General features: G+C 70.9%; 7 protein-coding genes and 5 pseudogenes. 6 read left to right on the forward strand and 6 right to left on the reverse strand.

Annotated elements, in window-relative coordinates:
* The first annotated feature begins 128 nt into the window (after positions 1–128).
* From L2X98_RS03485 to aqpZ, 4 genes and pseudogenes are all read left to right on the forward strand, one after another.
* Positions 129–1,185 (forward strand): annotated as a pseudogene (locus L2X98_RS03485) (AAA family ATPase).
* Positions 1,186–1,795: 610 nt separating this feature from the next.
* On the forward strand, positions 1,796–2,488 hold the full coding sequence (locus L2X98_RS19935; protein ID WP_354002992.1) for a DUF58 domain-containing protein: 693 nt from the start codon (positions 1,796–1,798) through the stop codon (positions 2,486–2,488).
* 769 nt (positions 2,489–3,257) lie between these two features.
* Positions 3,258–4,490 (forward strand): calcium:cation antiporter, encoded by a 1,233-nt coding sequence (locus L2X98_RS03495; RefSeq protein ID WP_354002909.1) that lies wholly within the window; start codon positions 3,258–3,260, stop codon positions 4,488–4,490.
* Between the two features lie 29 nt (positions 4,491–4,519).
* Positions 4,520–5,287, forward strand: a complete 768-nt coding sequence (aqpZ, locus tag L2X98_RS03500; RefSeq protein ID WP_259612327.1) for an aquaporin Z — start codon at positions 4,520–4,522, stop codon at positions 5,285–5,287.
* 149 nt (positions 5,288–5,436) lie between these two features.
* On the opposite strand, the pseudogene katG reads toward aqpZ, so the two are convergent.
* The 3 genes and pseudogenes from katG to L2X98_RS22105 form a co-directional block, all read right to left on the reverse strand.
* A pseudogene (katG, locus tag L2X98_RS03505) lies at positions 5,437–7,712 on the reverse strand (catalase/peroxidase HPI).
* A gap of 57 nt (positions 7,713–7,769) precedes the next feature.
* The gene (locus L2X98_RS03510; RefSeq protein ID WP_259612328.1) at positions 7,770–8,207 is read right to left on the reverse strand and encodes a Fur family transcriptional regulator; all 438 of its coding nucleotides are present in this window, start codon (positions 8,205–8,207) and stop codon (positions 7,770–7,772) included.
* Positions 8,208–8,542: 335 nt separating this feature from the next.
* Positions 8,543–9,540: pseudogene (locus L2X98_RS22105) on the reverse strand (stage II sporulation protein M).
* A gap of 17 nt (positions 9,541–9,557) precedes the next feature.
* Here L2X98_RS22105 and L2X98_RS03520 point away from each other — a divergent pair.
* Together L2X98_RS03520 and L2X98_RS03525 are read left to right on the forward strand one after the other, a co-directional pair.
* Positions 9,558–10,469, forward strand: coding sequence for an RDD family protein (locus L2X98_RS03520; RefSeq protein WP_259612329.1), 912 nt, complete (start codon positions 9,558–9,560; stop codon positions 10,467–10,469).
* 242 nt (positions 10,470–10,711) lie between these two features.
* Positions 10,712–12,320 (forward strand): annotated as a pseudogene (locus tag L2X98_RS03525) (tannase/feruloyl esterase family alpha/beta hydrolase).
* 175 nt (positions 12,321–12,495) lie between these two features.
* Here the strand turns inward: L2X98_RS03525 and ahcY are convergent.
* The 3 genes and pseudogenes from ahcY to L2X98_RS03545 all read right to left on the reverse strand — a co-directional run bounded on the left by ahcY (position 12,496) and on the right by L2X98_RS03545 (position 15,010).
* A pseudogene (gene ahcY, locus L2X98_RS03535) lies at positions 12,496–13,969 on the reverse strand (adenosylhomocysteinase).
* A gap of 260 nt (positions 13,970–14,229) precedes the next feature.
* Complete coding sequence (locus L2X98_RS03540) at positions 14,230–14,472, reverse strand: nucleotidyltransferase family protein (RefSeq protein WP_259613177.1); 243 nt, start codon at positions 14,470–14,472, stop codon at positions 14,230–14,232.
* 331 nt (positions 14,473–14,803) lie between these two features.
* Positions 14,804–15,010: a DUF3499 domain-containing protein gene (locus L2X98_RS03545; RefSeq protein ID WP_259612331.1), complete on the reverse strand. Its 207-nt coding sequence runs from the start codon at positions 15,008–15,010 to the stop codon at positions 14,804–14,806.
* Positions 15,011–15,077 lie beyond the last annotated feature (67 nt).

Below are 15,077 nucleotides of genomic sequence, written 5' to 3' on the forward strand. Positions count from 1 at the left end.
AGCTGCTCGCGCTCAGCGACCGGCTTGCGCGAGCTGGAGCGCGCCGCGCATCGGGCGCTGCACCCCGCCTCCGACACCACCGGCACGACACAAGACCAGCCGCCCACCGATACCGGGAGGACCCACCCATGACAGACCCGTATGACGCACCCCCGTCCCCGACCGCCGACCCCGGGACGTTGAGCGAGGACCCCGGGTCGTTGAGCGCCGACCCCGGGTCGTTGAGCCCCGACCGCGACGACGCAGCCCTCCGCGAGGCGCTGCACCAGGTGCGCCAGCAGGTCGGCGGCGCCGTGATCGGCCAGGACGGAGCCATCACCGGCCTGCTCATCGCCCTGCTCGCCGGCGGCCACGTGCTGCTGGAGGGCGTCCCCGGCGTCGCCAAGACGCTGCTCGTGCGCGCGTTCAGCCGCGCGCTCGGGCTGGACACCAAGCGCGTCCAGTTCACGCCCGACCTGATGCCCGGCGACGTGTCCGGCTCGCTGGTGTACGACGCGCGCACCGGCGAGTTCGAGTTCCGCGAGGGGCCGATCTTCACCAACATCGTGCTGGCCGACGAGATCAACCGCACGCCGCCGAAGACGCAGGCCGCGCTCCTGGAGGCGATGGAGGAGCACCAGGTCACCGCCGACGGCGTGACCCGCGCCCTGCCCGACCCGTTCCTGGTGGCGGCGACGCAGAACCCGATCGAGCACGAGGGCACCTATCCGCTGCCCGAGGCGCAAGCTGGACCGGTTCCTGCTCAAGCTCGTGATCGGCGTGCCCGAGCGCGACGCCGAGCTGCAGGCGCTGCGCCGGCACGCCGACGGCTTCGATCCGCACACGCTGGAGGGAATCCGGCCCGTGGCCGATGCCACGCAGCTGCGGGCGGCGCGGGCGGCCGCGGCATCCGTCGCCGTCACCGACGAGGTGCTCGGCTATCTCGTCGACCTGGCCCGGGCGACCCGGCAGAGCCCGTCGGTGCAGCTGGGGGTCAGCCCGCGCGCGGCGACCGCGCTGCTGGCGGCGGCCAAGGCGTGGGCATGGCTGGGCGGATACCCGGCGATCACGCCGGACCACGTGCAGACCATGCTGGTCCCGACCTGGCGGCACCGGATCCGCCTGCGGCCGGAGGCCATGCTCGAGGGCGTCTCGGTGGACGCCGTGCTCACCTCGGTGCTGCAGCAGACCCGCGTCCCGATGTGAGCATGTACGTCACCGGCCGCCTCCCCATGCTGATCGCTCTCGGAGCGATCCCCGTCGTGCTGCTGTCGACAGCCGGCGTGGATGCCTGGGCGGCGGCGGCCGGATGGCCGCTGCTGTCCGCGGTGGTGGCGGGGGTGGATGCTGCGGCCGCGGCCGATCCGCGGGGCGTGCGCGTGGAGCGGTCGCTGCCGCGCCGCAGCCTGCTGCACGACCGGGTCGAGGCATCCCTCACCCTGCGCGGGCCGCGGCGACTGCGCGGGTGGCTGCGCGACGCGTGGCAGCCCACCGCCGGGGCTCCCCGCGAGCGGCTGCCGGTGCGGCTCGCGCCGGACGAGCCGCTGCGGCTGAGCGTGCCGCTGCGGCCGCGGCGCCGGGGTGAGCTGGTGTCGGAGTTCGTGGTGCTGCGAGCCTCGGCCCGCTCGGCATCGCCGGACGCCAGGGGCGCCTGGACGTGCGCGGCGCGATCCGGGTGCTGCCGCCGTTCACCTCCCGGCGGCATCTGCCCTCGCGCCTGGCGCGGCTGCGCGAGCTGGACGGCAGCACGAGCGTGCTCATCCGCGGGGCGGGCACCGAGTTCGACAGCCTGCGCCCGTATGTGCGCGGCGACGACGTGCGCTCGATCGACTGGCGGGCGACCGCCCGCGCGGGCACGACGATGCTGCGCACCTGGCGGCCCGAGCGCGACCGGCACGTGGTGATCGTGATCGACACCGGGCGCACTTCGGCGGCGCGGGTGGGCGACGGGGTCCGGCTGGATGCCGAGATGGAAGCCGCGCTGCTGCTGTCGGCCCTCGCCGTCCAGGCCGGCGACCACGTGCATCTGGTGATGTTCGACCGCGCCGTGCGCGCCCGGGTGTCGGGCGTGGACGGCGAGGCGCTGCTGCCGGCCCTCGTGGATGCGATGGCTCCGGTCGAGCCGTCGCTGATCGACACCGATTGGGATGCCGCGTTCGCGCAGATCCGCGCCCTCGCGGTGCGACCGTCCCTCGTCGTGCTGCTGACCGCGCAGGACGACCCCGCCTCGGCGCGCGGATTCCTCGGGTCGCTGCCGGCCCTGACCGCTCATGCGCGCGTGCTGGTCGGCACGGTGACCGATGCGTCGCTCGCCGCGCGCACCGCGGCGCGGACGACCGTGGGCGAAGTGTATCGGGCGGCCGCTGCCGAGCAGACGCTCGCGGATGCCGCGCAGGTGGCACAGGCCGTCGCCCGGGCCGGTGCCGAGGCCCTGGCCGACGGCCCGGAGGATCTGCCGCCCCGCGTCGCCGACCGCTACCTCGCGCTGAAGGCCGCCGGGCGGCTCTGAGGCGGCGCGCGGCGGCGGCGCTGTGCGGCGGCGTTCAGTCGACGCATATTGCTGCTCCGCGCGACGAAACGCAACCATTCGCGTCGACCGAACTGCGGCATCCGAATTCGGTCGACCCATATCGCTGCTCCAGACGCGAACACGCAGCCATTCGCGTCCACCGAACCGCGGCATCCACCTTCAGTCGTCACGAACCGCGCCCAGACGCCGCAGGACCCCCAGTTCGTGACGACCGAACCGCGGCATCCATCTTCGATCGTCACGAACCGCGCCCTGGCGCCGCAGAACCCGCAGTCCGTGACGACCGAACGCCCAGTCGGTCTTCAGTCGACGCATATCGCTGCTCCGCGGGACGAGACGCAACCATTCGCGTCGACCGAACTGCGGCATCCGAGTTCAGTCGACCCATATCGCTGCTCCAGACGCGAATACGCAGCCATTCGCGTCCACCGAACTACGGCATCCGAGCTAAGTCGTCACGAACCGCGCCCAGACGCCGCAGAACCCCCCCATTCGCGTCGACCGAACCACGGCATCCGCCTTCAGTCGTCACGAACCGCGCCCCGTCGCCGCAGAACCCACACTTTGTGACGACCGAACCACGGCAGCAACCGCCGCGCCCCGGCCACGCCTCCAGCTGCAACCCGCCCGCCACCGCGTGCCCCGCGCTCCGCGTCTGCACAGGCTCCGTTGATAGCCTGGATGCCTGCCCGGGACGACCCGGCGCGGCGACATCCTGACGGGGACGACCCCGGGAACAGGATCCGCCATGATCGTCCCGACCCGCACGGCACCGGCTCCCTCCGACCGGGATGCCGCGGCATCCCGCACCCGCTTGCGCCGCCTCTTCACCCCCGCGGCCGTCAGCCGCATGCTGCTCGGCTGGCTCGCCGTCGCGATCCTCGCGCTGCTCGGCGCGCTGCTCGGCACGCCGCTGCTGATCGCCGGACTCGTCGGCACCATCGCGGTGATCGTCGTGTGCGCGTTCGGCGTGGTGCACCAGGCCGAACGCCTCGCCGCCCGCCTCGGCGACCCGTTCGGCACGCTCGTGCTGACCCTGTCGATCGTGCTCATCGAGGTCGTGCTGATCGTTGCGATCATGCTGGGGCCGGGCGAGCACACCACCATCGCGCGCGACTCGGTGCTGGCGGTGTCGATGATCATCCTCAACCTCGTCATCGGCGTCGCGCTGCTCGTCGGCGGAATCCGGCATGGCGGCCTGCGGCACAATCGCACCGGCACCTCGCAGTACCTCGGGATGCTGGTGGTCCTCGTCGCCGTCGCGTTCGGGATGCCGCAGCTGATCGGTGCCGACGGCTCGTTCACCGTGCCCCAGGCCGTCGCCGTGATCGCGGTGACGGTCGTGCTGTACGGCTTCTTCCTCTGGCGGCAGACCGGCGCGCAGGCGATGGACTTCACCGAGGTGCGCGCGGCCGGGGCGCAGCATCCACTCTCCCGTGCCGCCGTGCGCGCGCATTCCCGCGAGCTGGGCGGCCGGTTCACGCTCCTCGCGCTCACGATGCTGCCGATCGTCCTGCTCTCGCACGATCTGGCGGCGATGCTCGATCGCGCGCTCGCGCTGGTGCAGGCGCCGCCGGCGCTGTCCGGCATCCTGATCGCGGCGATCGTCTTCCTGCCCGAGGCGATCACCGCCGTGCGGGCGGCGAACGCGGGCGAGATCCAGCGGGTGAGCAACCTCTGCCACGGAGCCCTCGTCTCCACGGTGGGACTCACCGTGCCCGCCGTGCTCGTGGTCGGCCTCGTCACCGGCGCGCACCCGGTGTTCGCCCTCGACCCGGTGATGGCGCTCGCTGCTCGCCGTCTCGGTGGTGCTGTCGATCGCCACGTTCGCCGCTCGCCGGGTGACCGCAGTGCATGGTTCCGCGCATCTGGCGGTGTTCGCCCTGTACGCGATCGCGGTGTTCGCCTGACTCACCCGATCAAGGTGAACTCTTCGATAACGCCGTGTCGCGCGCCCGGAAACGTGCACGGGTGCCGATAATCTCGCGGCATCGATGAAAGGAGAATCCCATGTCGGATTCCACCTCAGCAGCACCCACGCTCGTCACTCGAATGATCGCCGAGGCGATTGGCACCCTCGTCCTGGTCTTCGGCGGTGTCGGGACCGCCCTGTTCGCCGCCGACTTCGCGGTCGGATCGGCCGGCACCCCGCTCGGGGTCGGCCACCTCGGCGTGGCGCTCGCGTTCGGCCTGACCGTCCTGGTCGGCGTCTATGCATGGGGCCCGATCTCAGGCGGCCACTTCAACCCGGCGATCACGCTCGGGATGGCCATCGCCGGCAAGTTCGCCTGGAAGGATGTCGTCGGCTACTGGGTCGCGCAGGTCGTCGGCGGTCTCGTCGGCTCGACGCTGCTCGTGCTGGTCGGGCTGTTCGGACCGGAGGGATGGCTCAGCACCGCGCAGTCCGGCGGCTTCGCCTCCAACGGCTTCGGCGACCACTCCCCCGGCGGGTTCGGCCTGGGGGCGGCGATCGTGATCGAGATCCTGCTGACCTGCGTGTTCGTCCTGGTCGTGGCCGGATCCACCAGCAAGCGGGCTCCGGTCGGCTTCGCCGGGATCGCGATCGGCCTCACCCTGACCCTCATCCACCTCATCTCGATCCCGATCGACAACACGTCGGTCAACCCCGCCCGCTCGATCGCCGCGGCGGTCTACGGCGGCGTCGGGCCGCTGGCCCAGCTGTGGGTGTTCATCGTGTTCCCGCTCGTCGGCGGCGCGATCGCCGGCCTCGTGCACCGCGCGCTGCTGGCCCCCGCGATGGACCGCCTCCCGGCCTGACCACCTCCCGGCCTGACCGCCTCCCGCGAGAGTGCATCTGACGCACCGCGCCGACGCACCGCGCCGACACACCCGCGCCAGACCCCACCCACGCCAGAGGGGCCCGGTCCCACCGAACGGTGGAATCGGGCCCCTCCGTCGGGCGCGTGTCACTCCAGGTCGAAGCGGTCCAGCTCGGTGACCTTGCCCCAGGCGGCGACGAAGTCGTTCACGAACTTCTCGCCCGCGTCATCCGCGGCGTACACCTCGGCGACGGCGCGCAGCTCGGAGTTCGAGCCGAACACGAGGTCGGCACGGGTGCCGATCCACTTCTGCGCCCCGGTGCTCAGGTCGGTGCCGGCGAACGCGTGAGATCCGGGGTCGACCGGCTTCCACTCGGTGCCCATGTCGAGCACGTTGACGAAGAAGTCGTTCGTGAGCACGCCCGGCCGGTCGGTGAACACGCCCAGCTTCGACCCGTCCCAGTTCGCGTCCAGCGCCCGCAGCCCGCCGACGAGCACCGTCATCTCCGGAGCCGTGAGGTTCAGCAGGCTCGCCCGGTCGACCAGCAGGAACTCGGCCGGCAGGTCGGCGGCCGCCGCCATCGGGCCGGTGTAGTTGCGGAATCCGTCGGCGACCGGCTCGAGGTACGAGAACGAGTCGACGTCGGTCTGCTCGGGCGTGGCGTCGGTGCGTCCCGGGTGGAACGGCACGGTGACGTCGAATCCGGCATCCTTCGCCGCCTTCTCGACGCCGGCGTTGCCCGCCAGCACGATCAGGTCGGCCAGCGACACGCGCTTGCCGTCCGCGGCGTGCGCCGCGTCGAAGCGCTCCTTGATGCCGCGCAGCACCTCGAGCACCTTGGCCGAGCGCACCGGGTTGTTCACCTCCCAGTCCTTCTGCGGCGCCAGCGCCAGGCGTGCGCCGTTGGCACCGCCCCGCTTGTCGCTGTTGCGGAAGGATGCTGCCGCCGCCCACGTCGTGGCGACCAGCTCGGGCACGGTCAGACCGGACGCGAGGATCTCCTGGCGCAGCGCGGCTGCGTCGGCGGCGTCGATCAGCACGTGGTCGACGGCCGGCACCGGGTCCTGCCAGATGAGCTCCTCGGTCGGGGCGAGCGCGCCCAGGTACCGGGTCGAGGGACCCAGGTCGCGGTGGGTGAGCTTGAACCAGGCCCGGGCGAACGCGTCGGCGAAGGCCTGCGGGTCGTCCTTGAACTTCTTCGAGATCGGCCCGTAGATCGGGTCGAACCGCAGCGACAGATCGCTGGTCAGCATCCGCGGCTCGCGACGCTTGGTGGCGTCGTGGGCCATCGGCACCATGTCGGCGCCGGCGCCCGCCTTCGGCCGCCACTGCTTGGCGCCGGCCGGGCTCTCCATCAGCTCCCACTCGTACGCGAACAGGATGTGGAAGAACTCGTTGTCCCACCGGGTGGGGTGATAGGTCCAGGTGACCTCCAGGCCGCTCGCGGTCTGGTCGTCGCCCTTGCCGGTGCCGTGGGCGTTCTTCCAGCCGATGCCCATCTGCTCCATCGGGGCTCCTTCCGGCGCGGGCCCGACGAGGTCGGCCGAGCCGGCTCCGTGGGTCTTGCCGAAGGTGTGGCCGCCGGCGATCAGCGCGACGGTCTCCTCATCGTTCATCGCCATGCGCGCAAACGTCTCGCGGATGTCGCCGGCCAGCTCGAGCGGGTCGGGGTTGCCGCCCACGCCCTCCGGGTTGACGTAGATCAGCCCCATCTGCACGGCGGCGAGGGGGTTCTCCAGGTCGCGCTTCTGACCGGGCGTGTAGCGCTTGTCGTCACCGAGCCAGGTGTTCTCCGAGCCCCAGTACACGTCGTCGTCGGGCTCCCAGGCATCCACCCGTCCGCCGGCGAAGCCGAACGTGGTGAAGCCCATCTGCTCGAGCGCGACGTTGCCCGCGAAGATCATCAGGTCGGCCCACGAGATCTGCTTGCCCCACTTCTTCTTGACCTGCCACAGGATGCGCCGCGGCTTGTCGAGACCGGCGTTGTCGGGCCAGCTGTTCAGCGGGGCGAACCGCTGCTGCCCGAGTTGCCGCCGCCCCGGCCGTCGGTCACGCGGTAGGTGCCGGCGCTGTGCCAGGCCATGCGGATCATCGCCGGACCGTAGTTGCCGAAGTCGGCGGGCCACCAGTCCTGGCGGGTGGTCAGCGCGTCCTCGATGTCCCGGCGGAGCTCGTCCAGGTCGACGTTCTCGAAGTTGGCGCGGTAGTCGAAGTCCTCGTCGAGCGGGTTGGTCTCGGCGGGGTTCTTGGCCAGCACGCGCAGGTTCAGGCGGTTCGGCCACCAGTTGCGTGCGCTCGAGCCGCCGGCCCGGCTCACGCCGTGCACGACCGGGCAGCTCGCCTCTTCGGTGGCGACGGCCTGCTCCTCGTCCGTGGGCGTGGGGATGACGCCCTCGGTCTCTTCGGTGATGTTGTCGGTCATCTGATATCCCTTCTCCGATGTGTGCGTTGTCTTGAGGTGCGGTGTCTCGGGTCGTGTTCAGGCGGCGGATGCTGCGCAGTCGGCGCAGGTGCCCCAGAACGTGACCTCGGCCTCGTGCACGGTGAATCCGGCCGCGTCGGACGGCGACAGGCACGGCGCCTCGCCGACGACGCAGTCGACGTCGACGACGGCTCCGCACTCGGTGCAGACGAGGTGGTGGTGGTTGTCGCCGACGCGCAGCTCGAACAGCTGGGGTCGACCGGCCGGCTCGATGCGGCGCACCAGGCCCGCATCCGCGAAATCGCCGAGCGCGTTGTACACGGACTGCAGGCTGGGATGCTCCAGCACCGGCGCGACGACCCGGTACACGTCCTCCGCACTGGCGTGCGGGCGGGAGCCGAGCGCGTCGAACACGGCGCGGCGCGAGTCGGTCACCCGCAGCCCCGCGCCGCGGATGGCGGTCGCGGCATCCGGAGTCTCGGCGTACGCGTGCATGCCCCCACCCTAGCCTTTATTTGATCAAAACAAAAGTGCGGCGCGGCTTTCACCCCCGGCCCTTCGTCTCGCTGCGCTCGCTCAGGGACCTATCACCCAGCTCGCTCGGCGAGCCCAGCTCTCGCCCCCGGCCCTTCGTCTCGCTGCGCTCGCTCAGGGACCTATCCCCCAGCTCCCTGAGCGAGCCCGCGCCATCACCCCCGGCCCTTCGTCTCGCTGCGCTCGCTCAGGGACCTATCACCCAGCTCCCTGAGCGAGCCCGCGCGCTATCCCCCAGCTCCCTGAGCGAGCCCGCGCGCAGCGCGAGCGAGACGAAGGGCTGCCGTCGCCCCGCACTACCCCGCGACGAGCCGAGGGGTGCCGGTCTGGCTCTCGACCAGGTCGCCGGTCTCGCCATCGCGGAACGCCCGGCCGCCCACCACGAGCATGTAGAAGAGGAACACCGCCAGCGCGAGCGCGCCCAGCGTGACCTTCACCGGCCAGGGCCACTGCTGCGGCGTGACGAAGCCCTCGACCGCGCCGGACAGTGCGAGGCTGAAGACGAGTCCGACCGCGACGGTGACCAGCGAGCGCCCGGCGGCGGCGAGCGCCTCGCCGCGGCTTGCGCCGCCCGGGCGCCACCCACGACCAGAACACGTGGAGCCCGGCGGCGGCCGCGACGAACACGCTGGTCAGCTCCAGCATCCCGTGCGGGGCGATGAACTGCCAGAACACGTCTCCGTGGCCGAGCGAGGTCATCACGGCGGCGGCCGTGCCGACGCCGACGGCGTTCTGCATGACGACGTACAGCGGCCAGATGCCGGTGATGCCGAACAGCACGCACTGCACCGCGATCCAGGCGTTGTTGGTCCAGACGGTGCCGGCGAACACGGCGGCCGGGTTCTCGCGGTAGTAGTCGGTGAACTGGTGCTCGGCGTAGTACTCCAGGTCGGCGCGACTGCCCAGGGCCGCCAGCACCTGCGGGTCCGAGGCGATCCAGACCGCGACCAGCGATCCGACGGCGAAGAAGCCGAGCGCGATCGCGAGGGTGGTCCAGCGCAAGCCGGTAGAGCGCGGCCGGCAGCTGCCGCAGGAAGAACCGGGGCAGCGCGCCGCCGGTCTCGACGCCGCTGCCGGTCAGGCGCAGTCGCGCCCGGGCCAGGATCGTGGACACGTAGTCGCCGAGCGTCGTGCGTCCGGCCGAGGTCTTGATGTCGGCGAGGTCGGCCGACGCCGCACGGTAGCGCGTGACCAGCTCGTCCACCTGCGACCCGTCGAGCCGACGCTGCCGGCTGAGCGCATCCAGGCGCTCCCACTCCGGGCCTCGGGCGGCTGCCAGGGCGTCGAGGTCCATGTGGTTCACTGTAGGTCATGGCCGCCGAACCCATCGCGATCGTGCCGGACGAGGTGCTCACCGGCGAGGCCGTCGCGCTCGACGTGCAGCCGCTGGGCTTCTTCCTGCGGGCCCTCGGCACCGTGATCGACATGCTCGTCGGAGTCGCGTTCCTGCTGCTGCTGGCCTGGGTCTCGGGCTGGATGCTGGGGCGCAACATCATCAGCACGGATGCCTCCAGCATCCTGGGCGTGACGGTGATCGTGCTCGTCACGGTCGTGCTGCCGACGGCGGTCGAGACCCTCACCCGCGGGCGCAGCCTCGGCCGCTTCGCCGTCGGCGGCCGGATCGTGCGAGCCGACGGGGGCGCGGCCGGGTTCCGTCAGGCGCTGATCCGGGCGCTGGTGGGGGTGCTCGAGCTGTGGATGACGCTCGGCGGCATCGCCGCGCTGGTGGGCGCGTTCACGCCCCGGTCGCAGCGGCTGGGCGATCTGATGGCCGGCACCTACTGTCAGCGCACGCGCACGCCCGCGCTGCCCGCGCACGCGCCCGACATGCCGCCGGCCTTGCTGCCGTGGGCCGAGGTGGCGGATGTCTCGCGCCTGCCCGACCCGCTGGCCCGGCGCTTGCGCGCAGTTCGTCCGCCAGGCCGAGCGGATGGAGCCGTCCGCACGCGCCCGGCTCGCGGCATCCCTCGCCGCCGAGGTGACGCCGTTCGTCTCACCCGTCCCGCAGACGGATGCCGAGACCCTCGTCCGCGCGGCGGTGGCGGCGCGTCGCGACCGGGAGTACACGGCCCTGCGGCTGGAGGACGAGCGCGTCGCCCGGCTCTTGGCCGGCACCACCGCCGCGCCCCGCGGGTTCCCGCAGCGCTGAGTGCCGGGCGCTGCCGCCGCGCGGCGTGCAGAACTCCGGAGGATCGCGCAGGGCGCGGCGCCGGGACGGCGTGATTCCGCGGACACGCCACCCGCGGCACCCCAGATCTCCGGAGTTCTGCACGGCCCGCGCGCCAGCGCGCGCCGCGCCCCCGCCGATTCTCACCGAAAGCTCATCCAATTTCGTTGACAATCCTGGTCACAGCCCGAGAGAGTCGGGCGCGGGAAGGCCTTCCCACAGAGCCGATCGAGGGAGAATGGCGATGAGAAGGACAGCAGTGATCGCGGCGTTGAGCGCCGTGCTGCTCACCGGCGGAATGATCAACGGATGGGTGGCAGGCGCCGGGCCGGCTTCGGCCCATGGAAACTCCGGGCACGGTCCGGGGCACGGCACCAGCGCAGCGATCACCGAGCGCGCGTGCACCGGTCTCGGTGACGCCTCCATCGGGGCGAACAAGATCGGGCTGCCCACGACGGGCGCCACGGTCACCACCGCGACCTGGGTGGTCGACGACGGCGTCGGCCGGTGCCAGGTCGTCGGCGACATCCTGCCCGTCGACTCGGCGGCGCCCCCGATCGAGTTCCAGGTGAACCTGCCCGCGAACTGGAACCACCGCGCCGTGCAGATGGGCGGCGGCGGCTATGACGGCTCGCTGGTGACCGGACTGGATGCCTACGCCCTGCAGCCGGCGGGTCAGAAGACCCCGCTCGAGCAGGGCTTCGTCACGCTCGGCTCCGACGGCGGCCACAAGGGCACCGGCGGCTTCGACTCGACGTTCGGACTCAACGACGAGGCACTCGCGAACTACGGCACGCAGTCGATCAAGAAGACGCACGACGTGGCGATGGCGCTGATGAAGACCGCGTTCCGCAGCACGCCGAAGTACTTCTACTTCATCGGCTTCTCGCAGGGCGGGCACGAGGCGATCAACGCCGCGGGCCTGTATCCGAAGGACTACGACGGGGTCGTGGCCGGCACGCCGTCCTACAACGTGGCGATGATGCACGCGGGCATCGGGTCGGTGTATCGCGATGCGCTGTACTCCGACGGCGGGGCGGGCTGGCTGAACACCGCCAAGACGCAGCTGCTGGTGCACGCCGTGTACGCCGCCTGCGATCCGCTGGACGGGCTGAAGGACGGCGTGATCTCGAACGTGACGGCGTGCCAGCAGACGTTCAACGTCACCACGCTGCGCTTGCCCGGATGGGGCGGATGCCGGGGACACGTGCCTCTCGGATGCGCAGATCAATGCGGTGACGAAGATCGCGAGCCCGCACAACATCGGGTTCCCGATCGAGGGCAACAGCGTGGCCGCCGGGGCGCCGATCCTGTACGGCGGCACCTACACGGTGTTCACGCTCGGCTCGGTGGACCAGCCGGCCAACCCCGCCAGCGGCAAGGAGGCCTTCCAGTACTCGGTGCTGAACGCGATCGCGACCAACATCGTGACGCGGGATCCGAGCTACGACACGCGCACTTTCAACCTGAACCAGTGGGCCAGCCGCATCCAAGAGGTCGGAAAGCAGCTGGACAGCACGAGCGTCGACCTCTCGGCGTTCGCCAAGCGGGGCGGCAAGATGCTCCTGACCACCGGACTGGCTGACGACGGTATCTCGCCCGAGAACACCATCCAGTTCTACGACCGCCAGTCGGCGAAGTACGGCGACCGGCTGGGCTCGTTCCTGAAGTTCTACACGATGCCCGGCTTCTCGCACGGCTTCGGCCCGTACAGCGCGACGTACGACGCCCTGCCCGCGCTGATGAACTGGGTGGAGAAGAACAAGGCGCCCCGCCACCTGCAGACGATCGATGCGAACGCCGCCAGCAACGACCGCACCCGTCCGCTGTGCGAGTACCCGAACTGGCCGAAGTACACGGGCCACAACCCCGACAAGGCGTCGAGCTTCACCTGCGTGGCGCCCTGATCCGGATGCCTGCGCCCCGCCCGACGCTGAGCGGCGTGCAGAACTCCGGAGGATCGCGCATGGCGCGGCACCGGGACGGCGTGATTCCGCGGACACGCCGCTCGCCGCGCCCCAGATCTCCGGAGTTCTGCACGGCGTAGGCGCCCGCGCCCGCGGCGCGCGCGCCGCCCAGACCTCAGTACCGGTAGTGGTCGAGCTTGTACGGCCCGTCGACCGGCACGCCGAGGTAGGCGGCCTGCTCGTCGCTCAGGGTCGTGAGCCGCACCCCGAGTGCGTCCAGGTGCAAGCCGTGCGACCTTCTCGTCGAGGATCTTCGGCAGCGTGTACACGCCGATCGGGTACTGCTCGTGCTTGGTGAACAGCTCGATCTGGCCGAGCACCTGGTTCGTGAACGAGGCGCTCATCACGAACGAGGGGTGGCCGGTGGCATTGCCGAGGTTCAGCAGCCGGCCCTCCGACAGGACCAGGATGCTGCGCCCGCTCGGCAGGCGCCATTCGTGCACCTGCGGCTTGATCTCGACCTTCACCGCGCCCGGCAGCGCCTCGAGCCCGGCCATGTCGATCTCGTCGTCGAAGTGGCCGACGTTGCCGACGATCGCCAGGTGCTTCAGCCCGAGCAGGTGCTCGACCGTGACGACCCGGGTGTTCCCGGTGCCTGTGATGAGGATGTCGACCTGGTCGATGACGTCCTCGAGGCGCGCGACCTGGAAGCCGTCCATCGCGGCCTGCAGCGCGCAGATCGGGTCGACCTCGCTGACGATGACGCGGGCGCCCTGGCCGCGCAGCGCCTCGGCGGCGCCCTTGCCGACGTCGCCGTAGCCGACGATGAAGGCGACCTTGCCGCCGATGAGCACGTCGGTGGCGCGGTTGATCCCGTCCGGCAGCGAATGCCGGATGCCGTAGGTGTTGTCGAACTTCGACTTGGTCACCGAGTCGTTCACGTTGATCGCGGGGAACTGCAGGTCGCCGGATGCGGCGAGCTCGTACAGGCGGTGCACCCCGGTCGTGGTCTCTTCAGTCACGCCGAGCAGGCCCTCGGCGATGCGCGTGAACCGCTGCGGGTCGCGCTGCAGGCTCTTGCGGAGCAGGTCGAGGATCACCCGGTACTCGGCGGAGTCGGCGGCTGCGGCATCCGGAACCGCCCCCGCCTTCTCGAATTCCGCGCCCTTGTGCACGAGGAGGGTGGCGTCTCCCCCGTCGTCGAGGATCAGGTTCGGTCCGTCGAACCCTTCGGCCGACCAGTCGAAGATGCGGTCGGCGCAGTCCCAGTACTCGGCGAGGGTCTCGCCCTTGAACGCGAACACGGGCACGCCGCGCGGCGCGCTGACCGTGCCGCCGGGGCCGACCACGACGGCCGCAGCGGCCTCATCCTGGGTGGAGAAGATGTTGCAGCTGGCCCACCGCACCTGCGCGCCGAGCGCTGTGAGCGTCTCGATGAGCACCGCCGTCTGCACGGTCATGTGCAGCGAGCCGGCGATGCGGGCGCCCTTCAGCGGCTGGGATGCCGCGAACTCGTCCCTGAGCGCCATGAGCCCGGGCATCTCGTTCTCGGCCAGGCGCAGCTGGTGGCGTCCGGCCTCGGCCAGCGACAGGTCGGCGACGCGGTAGTCGAGCGGGCGTACGGGAGCCTCGGGCGTGGATGTCGGCATCCCCCCATTGTCCCACGGCGGTCAGAATCAGGAATCGTCTTCGGCGCGCAACTCGTCGGGTGACACACGATCGCCATCTTCCGCTGTTTTGGCGGCCCGGAGTTCATCAACATCGCGCTTCGCATCAAGCATTTCATGGTCGTGGGCACCGGTCGCAAGCTCCTGCTCGACGGCTCGGAGAATCGTCGGAAGATCGGGCTATCTGTCCGCCATCTGAAGATGCGAGAACGCCTCACGCAGGAGCTCGGCCGTCGTCCGGCTCACAGTGCGACCGCCTCCGACATAATCCGGTCGCGGATGTCGGGGCGCAGGGCCGACTCGGGCACGAGGTCCACGGAGACGCCGAGAAGCTCGGCGAGGCTGCCCTCCAGTCGCTCCAACTGCATGAGGCTCAAGGGCTTTCCCATGCTGAAGAGCAGATCGACGTCCGAGGCTGCATGTTCCTCTTCAGTGGCCACAGAACCGAACACACGTACCCGAGAGCCGCCCGCATCAGCGACCATCTTGCGCACGGCGCCGGCATTCTTCCGCAGTCGCCGCCCAAGCGGAGTCGTTCCATGGAATCGGAGGAGACGAGACACCTCGGGTTGGCTCCGGCCGATCTCGTGCGCAATCTCCGCCTGCGTCCGGCCCTCGGCGGCCGCCCGTCGCACTGCCCCCACCAGCTCACGACGAGCAAGCTGCCGTGATCTCATCGCTGTGGCGGGCGATGTCCGCCAGGCTTGAACTCATACCGTCAGTATAGCAATTACTATACTGACCGACCCAGGGAGCTGGCGCCTCCTACACGCGGGCGAGTACGGCGAGTCGAACCGACTCCCGAGTCGCCGTCGCCTACGCCTGCAGCGTCTCGTGCCGTACGACGACCCAGCCGCGCGGCACCGAGAGCCGCTCGGTGTGGATGGCGCACAGATCGTGCGCGTGCGGATCGCCCTCGCGCCCCAGCGGGCCCACGGCCGCCATCTGGTCGGAGTAGTCGTATGTCAGGGTCGACACCGCTTCGCGGGCACACCCCACCTTGGAGCACAGTCTCTGGCGCATTTGCCTCCACGGTAGCGGGCCGGGATGCCTCATCCGCCCACCGGCGCGCCGCCGGCGACACACCCCG

The organism is Microbacterium elymi (assembly GCF_021582895.2).
GTDB lineage: Bacteria > Actinomycetota > Actinomycetes > Actinomycetales > Microbacteriaceae > Microbacterium > Microbacterium humicola.